The organism is Pseudochrobactrum sp. AO18b, from assembly GCF_000409565.1.
Lineage (GTDB): Bacteria > Pseudomonadota > Alphaproteobacteria > Rhizobiales > Rhizobiaceae > Pseudochrobactrum > Pseudochrobactrum saccharolyticum.
Genome location: NZ_ANNO01000346.1, coordinates 1 through 9,961, shown reverse-complemented (window position 1 = coordinate 9,961; position 9,961 = coordinate 1). Strand labels below are relative to the sequence as shown.

Genomic DNA, 9,961 nt, shown 5'->3' with positions numbered 1-9,961 from the left:
TTCGTCGGTGAAATTAGCTTTACCCATCGTAAGCTCCTTGCCTCTTTTTTAAGTCACAAGGTGTCTACAAATCTAGGGGCTATTCACACCAGTCTTTACAGTGGATAGCGATGCGTTCGTGTCTAACCATGCAAATCCGGTCTGCGTTGCCACATCAAGCCCAAGAATAAGCGCCATCACTTAGCCTCCACGATTGAAATAAGAGAATAGATTTCCGCGCCATCCTCAGATCGGGTAATCTTCAAACCCTCAGCTTTAAGCTGCTGGTTCACGCGGATCAGACTATTTTGGAACTGGACATAAGCGCCGACCGGCTGTGATTTCGGATTATCAAAACCGCAAGCATGCATGATGTTGCCACGGGCAATCCAACTGCCTGAATTTGCGCGCATGTAGACGCGCAGGCGATAATCACGAGTCTCATTATCTTGCTGTAAGGCTGGCGCGGTTGTCATGATTTACCCAATTATCCAGAGATATAATGGAGCTACGATCAGAGCAGCGGCCACGAAATAACAGGCCGCCGCCAACATGATCAGCTCAGCAACAGAAGGCTGCTCTTTCACGCCGCCGCCTGATCCGGAAAGTCCGGATCGGCATCTTCGTCAGATTCCGAATTGATTTTTTCCATGGCAGACTGGAGATTATCGCGCATAAATTTCTGCCCCTTGTCCCAACCACGCAGCCATGCCGCATCTTCATCAGAACTGGCATCGTATGGGCTTTTCGGGTCTTTGCCTGCAAGGCCAGCCAGTTCGCCCTCACCTTCTATCCGTTCGATTGCTGGTGCACGGTCACGCAGCAAATCCGACTGAAAGCCGGGAACAAGATTAAGCCATGTCAGGATAGTGCCCTGATTGAGATAGCGATCCGTCACTGTGGCTTTGTCGTCGGCATTCAGTGCTTTGATTGCAAAGTCTAGATCGACGAGCAGACAATGCGCGTGTCTGACATTACCGATGAAGTGTCTTTGCATTTCATTGGCGATGTTCTGGACAACCCGCCGTTGTGGCTTCGCCATTCCGTCAGCTTCGGGAACATCGTTGCAGCTGAGCGCCGTTCAAACCGTGAATTTGCAGCCCATGAGCGCTCATTCGCTCAAGTAGCTCTGTGAGGTGGTGACTATGACCGCACCAATCATGGATCGCGTCTGGGACGCCTATTGGGATCAGGGCAACACCAAACTTGCACTGGAGCGCGTTGTCGAGGTTGTTCAGGAAGATTCCAAGCAGGCTCTGATTACCGCTCATGTCGAAATCGAACGCCTGACGCAGCTCTGCGCTGAACTTGAAGCCGAATTGCAAGCCGCAGATTCGCGCCGATTGGAGGCCGCGTGATGGATATCAAGATTGATTGTGACGAGTTTCAGTCGATTAGTGACCTGTCTGTCAAGGTCGTGCAGAAAGCCGCTGAAAAAGCAGGCTTCATTGAGCATCCGGATGGAATTTACTTTGGCATGTCCGATGCGGTTTATCATGCGGATAAGGCTCTCGGTTCCACAGGCCTGAAAAAGCTTGTCGGCAATGCGCCTGACTTCTGGTGGGAAAGCTGGATGAACCCGGCACGTGAAGAAAACGACGATACGCCTGCTAAAGTCTTCGGCCGTCAGTTGCACCTATGTGTTTTGGAAGGTCGAGATCAGTTTATTGCTAAATACGCACCAGAACCAAACTCTGACAATTATCAGGGCTGCTTGAAAACTGCCGATGATCTGCGCGATTTTCTATCTAAAAAAAAGGCATCCAAATCAGGCTCAAAAGCAGAGTTAATAGCTCGAGCCAAACAATTTCCTGACTGCCCTGCGATATTTGATGAAGTACTCATTCTCGCACAAAAATCCGGCAAAGAGCTTATCAAGTTTAAGGACTATGCAAAAATCCTTGCTGCATCGGCTTTCATCAAGACGAACACAACACTGTCCAATGCCTTTGAAGGTGGTCAGCCCGAAGTGTCCGTATTCTGGACTGCTGACGGTGTACGGTTCAAAGCGCGGTTTGACTATCTCAAGCTGAATGCGATTACCGACCTGAAATCCATTGCCAATCGCACCGACAAGGAATTCACCAAAGCCTGCTGCGATGCTGTTGCGAGTTATGATTACATCATTTCCGCAGAGCATTACACCGAAGGCCGCCGCCAGCTTAAACGCCTACTGAATGAAGGTCGCGTGTTCGGCTCCTATGATCCGGAATGGCTGGCGAAGGTCGCGGCAAATGAGGTTTTCGCATTCGTCTTTGTCTTTTGGCAGAAAGACGGCGCTCCTATCTCGCACGGCATCAAGCTTTCCCCCGGCAATCCGCTGTTCAGTTATGCACGAAGCATGATCGCGCAGGCGGTCGATAATTACCGCACCTATCTGGCCGAATTCGGCACTGAAACAGCATGGGTGCCGTCCACTCCACTTGAAGAATTAGACGAAACTGACCTGCCGGTTTGGTACCAGCAGCGCCTTATGACGGGATCGTAATTATGAACCAGATCGTACCAGCACAAAAACGTTCCCTCGTGGACAGCATGGCATCCCGTTATGACATGGAGCCTGCTGCATTCGTTTCGGCCATCAAAGCAACGGTAATCAAAGGCGATTGCTCAAACGAGCAATTTGCAGCCTTCCTGATGGTCGCCAAGGAATACAAGCTCAATCCTCTCACCAAAGAGATTTATGCTTTTCCGGATCGCGGCGGGATTCAACCTATCGTCTCAATAGATGGCTGGATGAACCTGATCAACTCGCACCCGCAATTCGACGGAATGGAGTTTCAAGACAGCAACGGTGATGATGGAAAACTGTATTCCGTTGAATGCAGGATTTACCGGAAAGACCGCGCACGTCCGGTATCCGTAATCGAATACATGTCTGAATGCTTCCGCCAAACTGATCCGTGGAAAAAATGGCCGAACCGTATGCTTCGTCACAAAGCAGCAATTCAGGCTGCGCGATACGCATTCGGCTTTTCAGGCATCATGGAGCCGGACGAGTACGACCGGATGAAAGATGTATCCCCACACGCCAAAACAGTGATTGCAGACCCGTTGTCGGACGAACCAATCGCCACACAGGAAACTGTGATAGTTGACGGTGAAATACTTAATGAAACAGCAGGACAAGAAATACCGGCAGATACTCCCCTGTCCGATGCCGGTACAGAGGGTGGTGAGCAGTCCCCATCAGCCGCCACCCTCGACAATTCCAGCGTAGTTGATCATTTAACCGATCAGGACAAGGTTTCACTGCGGGAACTGATTAATCGCTTAAAGGCCGCCGTCGGTGATGACCCGGCTGTAATCGGCATGACATGCAACGCTTTTCTAGCAGGCGGATATCCTCTTTCTGAGTATGCCAATCAGAAAGCGGGAACAATCGCCATGCACTTTAAAGCAGTGTGCAAGCAAGAAATGGAAGTTGCGGATGCCATCAACCATGCCTGCGGCATCGCCCAGATTGATGAAACCGAGGTGATGCTATGAGCAAACACCTACTTCTTCGTCGGGGCATCAAGGGCATTCACCGCTTCTTTCAGTCGCTTCTCAACCTTTGGTCCTTTGGGAGGAATTTGCCCCTCCTTATTCAAAGTACTATTTGCAGGCTCTTCCACGGTCTCAATATTCAGAATCGTAGTTTTGTTCTTACCAGTAGTTTTTGGGTGTGTCATAAATTTGCTCCTTCTCAAAAACTCAACCCACAAAAGACAAATACGTTCCAATTTTTGTGGTGTTAAAAATGACGAAGCGCATAGAATTCACCCGCAAGATCAAAGGACTGATCAAAGCCCGTGCAGACGGCAAATGTGAAAATTGCTCGGCCAAACTAAAAGCCGGTGAAGGCGAAGTCGATCACATTTTACCTTGTGCTCTTGGTGGCGAGGCAACAGTTGCTAATGGCCGCCTGCTCTGCCGTGTCTGCCATGTTGAAAAGACGGCTGAAGATATTCGGCGCATCAGAAAATCTGATCGGCAGCGTGACAAGGCCAGCGGCGCTCTACGAGCAAAATCTGCACTGGCAGGCCGGAAGCAACCAAAGCCAGCACTCACAAAAATCGTTCAGAAGCGTCGCTCACTATACGAGCCAATCCAGCCACAGGAGCGCATGCAATGACAGATAGTTTAATGTTTACTGCTGCCCATCAGCTCCCGATCAAGCTTATTAAGCAAATCAACCATACCGTCGGCGGCGTCCCTATCAAGACCAACCTGCAGAGAGCCATCGACTATGGTTATGAAACCGGTAGCTCTATCAATAATAACCCAAGTACCATTCACATCTTGCTTCATATCATATCGGCTTTCAGACACGGGAAGCACCTCAAAAATAAGAATCCTACAGCGCAATCATTATCAGATCCAGCTATTGGGGGGCACAGCCGTATGACAAGGGATGAGCTGATTGTTCAGATAGGGCTATTGAAGGCTGAAGACAAACAAGAGCAATCCAAAATTGCAACCCCTGAACCCAATATCATCCGGCTAAGGCGGGAAATCCGAGAGTTGAAGCGCCAAGTTTTCAACGCCACACCACTCGTACCGGAAGGAGGGAAGGATTGACTGAAAATTTATCAAACGACATATTAATTGGCGCAAAGTCGATTAGTAAGTTCAGCGGCTTTCCTGAGCGAACAATTTATCATCTATGTGCAAAGGGCTCATTCCCCCACTTTAAAGCCGGTGACTTACTCTGCGCGCGAAAATCCACAATTATTAACTGGATTGCTCAACAAGAAGCAGTGTGATTCATGTCAACCAAAATAGCTGACCTGACAAAATAATAAAGCCGCCATGATAGGCGGCTTTAACGCTTCAATATGTTGCATCCGTGTTGCATGGAGTAATTTGTAACATGTTGAAAACCCTAGAAATGCGCGTTTTGGCATGTAACACAATGCAACACGTAAACAGTACGATCATCGCTATTATTATTGCTATAATTATTTGATTTTGTTGGATTTTTAAGTGGTGCCCGGAGACGGATTTGAACCGCCGACACGCGGATTTTCAATCCGCTGCTCTACCAACTGAGCTATCCGGGCATCCCTGCAAGCCTGTCTGGCCAGCGTGACGGTGTTGGTGTCCGTCTGATGTGAGCGCTTTATAGCATTAAATTTTTGCCTGTCCAGCACCCTGAACAGAAATTATGCAGCGAACCGGCAATTATTTTCAAAAAGCCCGATTTTCCTTGATTTTTAAAGGATATTTTCTTTTGAAAACTCCCGCACTCAACTCAAAATCACACAAATCCGCTGCCTCGAAGATGAAAAACAGATGTGAATCACCCGAATCCGCCTGTTGAAAATTCTCAGCCGTGGTTTTGACAGCGCAGAAAATTCCATACGTCTTATATTGTGCATTCTGTGTCGCTGCCAAAACCGCTTTTTCAAAAGACGCGACATTCAATCACTGCGCAAAGAGCCGCATTATAATAATTCCAGATGACTTCACCAGCCAGCTGCGATAAAAGGCACGCATGTCGAGGAGAGGATCATATCCTGATTCCTGTTTGTCTGCGGGAGAGTGCCGGTAACGGCCACCGAAGGGGAAATCGCCCGAAATCTCTCAGGTACCAAGAACCGCAGAAAAGCAAGGCAACTCTGGAAAGTCGGGGGAAACCCCGCGCCGAAGGTGTAAGTAAGCCTCAACAGGCTTGCGAGTCTCTCAGGCTTCCGACAGAGGGGTACATCATGGCTTTCCGCTTTTGCGGAAGGCGGACGTGTGTCTCTGGAGTGAAAAATGGGCGATACATCTTCTTTAAAAACGCTTCCGCTGGAAGAATTACATATTGCATCCGGTGCCCGTTTCGGCGGCTTTGCCGGTTGGAACATGCCGCTGACTTATCCGCTTGGCGTGATGAAAGAGCATGTTCATACACGTGAACAGGCTGGTCTGTTCGACATCTCGCATATGAAACTCATCGAAGTTTCAGGCAGCGATGCTGCCGCTTTGTTTGCAAAGCTGTGCCCGATTGATGTCACCAAACTCAATGAAGGCCAGTCGAAATATACATTCCTGATGAATAATGACGCAGGCATCATTGATGACCTGATCGTGACCCGTCTGGGTGACGAACGTTTCATGATTGTTGCCAATGCCGGTAATGCCGATATTGATATTGAGCATTTCCAAAAAGGTGCTGCAGGTCTCAACTGCACAGTAACCCCGCTTGACCGCGTTCTGCTTGCCATTCAGGGCCCGCAGGCTGCTGATGTTATGAAGAGCCTCGCATCTGATCTCGGTTTCAGCACTGAAGAGCTGAAATTCATGCATGGTTTTGAGCCAAAACAGGGCTGGTTCGTTACCCGCTCCGGCTATACCGGTGAAGATGGTTTTGAAATTGCCGCGCCGCTCAGCGATGCACCGGCACTTGCGAAATCTCTGCTGGGCGATTCCCGCGTTGCATGGATCGGCCTTGCCGCCCGCGACAGTCTGCGCCTTGAAGCCGGTCTTTGCCTGCATGGTCAGGACATCACTGAAACCATCGATCCGGTTTCTGCCGGTCTGACATGGGCAATCACCAAAGCTGTGCGCGAAACCGCAGCCTTCCCTGCCGCCGCTAAAGTTCTGGAACTGATTGCTAACGGTCCTGAAAAGCGCCGCGTCGGCATCAAACCGGAAGGCCGCCAGCCGGTTCGCGCCGGTACCAAACTGTTTGATGAAGCCGGCAGCGAAGTCGGTGAAATCACGTCCGGCGGCTTCGGCCCTTCAGCCGGTTTCCCTGTTGCCATGGGTTATGTCAGAGCCGATCTGAAGGAACCGGGCACACGTCTTTTTGCGGAAGTCCGCGGCAATAAAGTGCCTGTAGACGTCCATACACTTCCATTTACCCAACCTCGCTATCACAAAGGATAATCGCATGCCTAAAATCTTTTTTACCGAAGATCATGAATGGCTCAGCGTTGAAGGCGACATTGCAACTGTCGGCATCACCAACCACGCTCAGGAACAGCTCGGCGACCTCGTTTTCGTAGAACTGCCTGAAGTTGAACGCGTTGTGGAAAAAGGCGAAGCCATTGTTGTGGTTGAGTCTGTAAAAGCTGCATCCGATGTGTATGCACCGCTTAACGGTGAAGTCATTGAAATCAACGAAGAACTCAATGGCAACCCTGCGCTCGTCAACAGCGCGGCAGAAGGCGAAGGCTGGCTGTGGAAGATGAAAATCTCCGATGCAGCTCAGCTCGAAGGTCTGCTCGACGCTGCCGGTTATCAGGCACTGGTTGGCTAAATCATGGCATCATCATCTCTTCCTTTTGTAGAGCGCCATATCGGCCCTCGCGCCGGTGAACAGCAGGAAATGCTGTCGGCGCTTGGTCTGCCGTCGCTGGACGCTCTCATCAGTCAGGCAGTGCCGCAGTCAATTCGTCTTGACCGCGCACTCAACCTGCCTGCTCCGCTTGATGAAGCCGCAGCTCTCAGTGAGCTGTCCGGCATTATGGGGCGCAACGTAGTTGCCAAAAGCTTCTACGGTGCGGGCTATCACGGTACCCATGTGCCGCCGGTTATTCAGCGCAACCTGTTTGAAAATCCGGCATGGTACACAGCCTATACACCGTATCAGGCTGAAATCAGTCAGGGTCGCCTTGAACTGCTGTTCAACTTCCAGACATTGGTGACAGAACTGACCGGCCTGCCGGTTGCCTGTGCATCGCTGCTGGATGAAGCAACGGCTGTTGCTGAAGCTGTTGGCATTGCTTACCGCCATCACCGCGAAAAACGTCCGAAAATGGTGATTGCCGGTGAATTGCACCCGCAGACACTGGATGTTCTGAACACCCGTGCAGAACCGCATGGCATGATCATTGAAGTTGGTGGCGAAGTGGATACCACAACCGCTGCTGTGATCATTCCTTGGCCGGATACACGCGGCGTTTACGGTGATTTCACCCGTATTATCGCCAGCGCCAAACAGACCGGTGCTCTGGTTGTGGCTGTTGCCGATCCTCTGGCGCTGACCATCACCCAGTCTCCGGGCTCATGGGGTGCCGATATTGCTGTCGGTTCCATGCAGCGCTACGGCGTGCCAATGGGTAATGGTGGTCCTCACGCTGCTTATCTCGGCGTGAAAGAAAACCTCACCCGTATCATTCCGGGCCGTATCGTCGGTCAGTCGCTCGATGCACATGGCCGTCCGGCCTATCGTCTGGCGCTGCAGACCCGCGAACAGCATATTCGCCGCGATAAAGCGACATCGAATATCTGTACCGCTCAGGCACTGCTGGCCAATATGGCTGCATCTTATGCAATCTGGCACGGCCCGAAAGGCCTTCAGGCTATTGCTGATGCCGTTCATGCGATCACTGCCCGTTTTGCAGCCTCGCTCAAAGCTGCCGGTTTTGAACTGGCCGGTGAGCAGCTGTTTGATACAGTGACTGTAACGGTTAAAGGCAAAGCACAGGATTATGCTGACAAGGCTCTGGCAGGCGATCGCCTGATCCGCGTCATTGATGCTGATACTGTGTCTGTCACTTTCGATGAAACCTCGCTGGAAGATGATTATCTGGCTCTGGTTGCATTGTTTGGTGCGAAGCCTGTTGAAAAAGCTGCCCGTCTGTTACCGGATGCGCCGCGTGACGAACATTTCCTGACACAGGCTGCATTCCACAGCTATCGTTCAGAAACCGAAATGATGCGTTTCCTGCGCAAGCTGGCAGACAAGGATCTGGCGCTTGACCGTGCGATGATCCCGCTCGGCTCCTGCACCATGAAGCTGAATGCTTCTGCCGAAATGATGCCGGTCTCATGGCCGACCGTCGGTGGTCTGCATCCTTTTGCACCACAGGCGCATCTGGAAGGCTACAAGGTTCTGACCGACAATCTCGAAGCATGGCTTTGCGAAGTGACCGGTTTTGACGCTGTATCCCTGCAACCGAATGCCGGTAGTCAGGGCGAATATGCCGGTCTTCTGGCAATCCGCCGCTATCACCGCGCAAATGGCGACGAAAACCGCACTATCTGCCTTATTCCTTCTTCCGCACACGGCACCAATCCGGCCAGTGCGCAGATGGCAGGCATGAAAGTGGTTGTCGTCAACTGCCTCGAAGACGGTGACATTGATGTGGCCGATCTGAAAGCCAAGGCAGAACAGTATCGCGATACGCTGTCGGCGCTGATGATCACTTATCCGTCCACCCATGGCGTGTTTGAAGAAACTATCCGTGAAATCTGCACAATCATTCATGCGAATGGCGGTCAGGTTTACTTCGACGGTGCGAACCTCAATGCGCTCGTTGGTCTGGCACGTCCGGCCGATATCGGTGCTGACGTTTGCCACATGAACCTGCATAAAACTTTCTGCATTCCGCATGGCGGCGGCGGTCCGGGCATTGGCCCGATCGGCGTTGGCGCACATTTGGCACCATTCCTGCCAGGTCACGTGAACGCAGGCAGCGACAATGCGGTTTCCGCTGCACCATTCGGCAGTGCGTCGATCCTCGTTATCACATGGATGTATATCCGTATGATGGGCGGCGCCGGTCTGAAAAATGCAACGGAAGTGGCCATTCTCAATGCGAACTATATTGCTGAGCGCCTGAAGGATCATTATCCGATCCTTTATACCGGTGCGAACAATCGTGTGGCGCATGAGTGCATCGTTGACACCCGCGTGTTGAAAGACAAAGCCGGTGTGACCGTTGAAGATGTTGCCAAGCGTCTGATCGATTACGGCTTCCACGCACCGACCATGTCATGGCCGGTTGCCGGCACGCTGATGGTTGAACCGACTGAATCCGAATCCAAGGCAGAAGTGGATCGTCTTTGCGACGCCATGATCTCCATCGCCAAGGAAGCGGCTAAGGTCGAAGCCGGTGAATGGCCGCAGGATGACAATCCGCTGGCGAATGCACCTCATACCGTTGCAGACACCATGCTCGACGACTGGAAACATCCGTACTCCCGCAAGGAAGCAGCCTTCCCTGCGAAAAATATGGATCCGGCTTCCAAATATTGGGCTCCGGTATCGCGTATCGACAACGTA

The 9,961-nt window shown here is 51.4% G+C and carries 12 protein-coding genes, 1 tRNA gene and 1 riboswitch; of the genes, 8 read left to right on the top strand and 5 right to left on the bottom strand.

Annotated elements, in window-relative coordinates; translation table 11 throughout:
- Nucleotides 1-176: 176 nt before the first annotated feature.
- Both A918_RS0113650 and A918_RS21370 read right to left on the bottom strand, forming a co-directional pair.
- Nucleotides 177-455 (bottom strand): hypothetical protein, encoded by a 279-nt coding sequence (locus tag A918_RS0113650; RefSeq protein WP_022711607.1) that lies wholly within the window; start codon nucleotides 453-455, stop codon nucleotides 177-179.
- A gap of 107 nt (nucleotides 456-562) precedes the next feature.
- Entirely contained in the window at nucleotides 563-1,021 is a 459-nt protein-coding gene (locus A918_RS21370; protein ID WP_022711605.1) for a hypothetical protein, read from the bottom strand.
- A 103-nt stretch (nucleotides 1,022-1,124) separates the two neighbouring features.
- Between A918_RS21370 and A918_RS0113635 the strand changes: the two genes are divergently transcribed.
- From A918_RS0113635 to A918_RS21365, 3 genes are read left to right on the top strand one after another with little or no spacing between them, the layout of a single operon-like run.
- Entirely contained in the window at nucleotides 1,125-1,337 is a 213-nt protein-coding gene (locus tag A918_RS0113635; protein ID WP_022711604.1) for a hypothetical protein, read from the top strand.
- Nucleotides 1,337-2,467: a PD-(D/E)XK nuclease-like domain-containing protein gene (locus tag A918_RS20505; protein ID WP_022711603.1), complete on the top strand. Its 1,131-nt coding sequence runs from the start codon at nucleotides 1,337-1,339 to the stop codon at nucleotides 2,465-2,467. Before A918_RS0113635 ends, A918_RS20505 begins: the two co-directional genes overlap by 1 nt.
- Before the next feature lie 2 nt (nucleotides 2,468-2,469).
- Nucleotides 2,470-3,468 (top strand): recombinase RecT, encoded by a 999-nt coding sequence (locus A918_RS21365; RefSeq protein WP_022711602.1) that lies wholly within the window; start codon nucleotides 2,470-2,472, stop codon nucleotides 3,466-3,468.
- Nucleotides 3,469-3,476: 8 nt separating this feature from the next.
- Here the strand turns inward: A918_RS21365 and A918_RS21840 are convergent, their stop codons facing one another.
- Entirely contained in the window at nucleotides 3,477-3,653 is a 177-nt protein-coding gene (locus A918_RS21840) for a hypothetical protein (RefSeq protein ID WP_022711601.1), read from the bottom strand.
- A 68-nt stretch (nucleotides 3,654-3,721) separates the two neighbouring features.
- Between A918_RS21840 and A918_RS20495 the strand changes: the two genes are divergently transcribed.
- Together A918_RS20495 and A918_RS0113610 are read left to right on the top strand one after the other, a co-directional pair.
- Complete coding sequence (locus A918_RS20495) at nucleotides 3,722-4,096, top strand: HNH endonuclease (protein ID WP_022711600.1); 375 nt, start codon at nucleotides 3,722-3,724, stop codon at nucleotides 4,094-4,096.
- Complete coding sequence (locus tag A918_RS0113610; RefSeq protein ID WP_022711599.1) at nucleotides 4,093-4,542, top strand: hypothetical protein; 450 nt, start codon at nucleotides 4,093-4,095, stop codon at nucleotides 4,540-4,542. The genes A918_RS20495 and A918_RS0113610 overlap by 4 nt, the downstream gene beginning before the upstream one ends.
- Before the next feature lie 406 nt (nucleotides 4,543-4,948).
- Here A918_RS0113610 and A918_RS0113605 read toward each other — a convergent pair.
- Both A918_RS0113605 and A918_RS0113600 read right to left on the bottom strand, forming a co-directional pair.
- Nucleotides 4,949-5,024: transfer RNA gene (locus tag A918_RS0113605), tRNA-Phe, on the bottom strand.
- Nucleotides 5,025-5,151: 127 nt separating this feature from the next.
- A complete protein-coding gene (locus tag A918_RS0113600; RefSeq protein ID WP_022711598.1) occupies nucleotides 5,152-5,388 on the bottom strand; it encodes a hypothetical protein in 237 nt (78 codons plus the stop codon).
- Between the two features lie 100 nt (nucleotides 5,389-5,488).
- Nucleotides 5,489-5,574: riboswitch (glycine riboswitch) on the top strand.
- 147 nt (nucleotides 5,575-5,721) lie between these two features.
- On the opposite strand from A918_RS0113600, the gene gcvT reads away from it, so the two are divergent.
- The 3 genes from gcvT to gcvP form a co-directional block, all read left to right on the top strand.
- Nucleotides 5,722-6,837 carry a glycine cleavage system aminomethyltransferase GcvT gene (gene gcvT / locus A918_RS0113595; protein ID WP_022711597.1) on the top strand — a complete coding sequence of 372 codons (1,116 nt, stop codon included), beginning with the start codon at nucleotides 5,722-5,724 and terminating at the stop codon, nucleotides 6,835-6,837.
- A gap of 4 nt (nucleotides 6,838-6,841) precedes the next feature.
- Entirely contained in the window at nucleotides 6,842-7,210 is a 369-nt protein-coding gene (gcvH, locus tag A918_RS0113590) for a glycine cleavage system protein GcvH (protein WP_022711596.1), read from the top strand.
- A 3-nt stretch (nucleotides 7,211-7,213) separates the two neighbouring features.
- Nucleotides 7,214-9,961: aminomethyl-transferring glycine dehydrogenase (gene gcvP, locus A918_RS0113585; protein ID WP_022711595.1), on the top strand; the 2,748-nt coding region annotated here is incomplete at its 3' end.

Excerpts from the sequence above, each read along its gene's own strand:
- A918_RS21365 (WP_022711602.1), top strand. The coding sequence starts at position 2,470 with ATGAACCAGATCGTACCAGCACAAAAACGTTCCCTCGTGGACAGCATG.
- A918_RS21370 (WP_022711605.1), bottom strand. The coding sequence starts at position 1,021 with ATGGCGAAGCCACAACGGCGGGTTGTCCAGAACATCGCCAATGAAATG.
- gcvH (WP_022711596.1), top strand. The coding sequence starts at position 6,842 with ATGCCTAAAATCTTTTTTACCGAAGATCATGAATGGCTCAGCGTTGAA.
- A918_RS0113610 (WP_022711599.1), top strand. The coding sequence starts at position 4,093 with ATGACAGATAGTTTAATGTTTACTGCTGCCCATCAGCTCCCGATCAAG.
- A918_RS20495 (WP_022711600.1), top strand. The coding sequence starts at position 3,722 with ATGACGAAGCGCATAGAATTCACCCGCAAGATCAAAGGACTGATCAAA.
- A918_RS20505 (WP_022711603.1), top strand. The coding sequence starts at position 1,337 with ATGGATATCAAGATTGATTGTGACGAGTTTCAGTCGATTAGTGACCTG.
- gcvT (WP_022711597.1), top strand. The coding sequence starts at position 5,722 with ATGGGCGATACATCTTCTTTAAAAACGCTTCCGCTGGAAGAATTACAT.
- A918_RS0113650 (WP_022711607.1), bottom strand. The coding sequence starts at position 455 with ATGACAACCGCGCCAGCCTTACAGCAAGATAATGAGACTCGTGATTAT.
- A918_RS0113635 (WP_022711604.1), top strand. The coding sequence starts at position 1,125 with ATGACCGCACCAATCATGGATCGCGTCTGGGACGCCTATTGGGATCAG.
- A918_RS21840 (WP_022711601.1), bottom strand. The coding sequence starts at position 3,653 with ATGACACACCCAAAAACTACTGGTAAGAACAAAACTACGATTCTGAAT.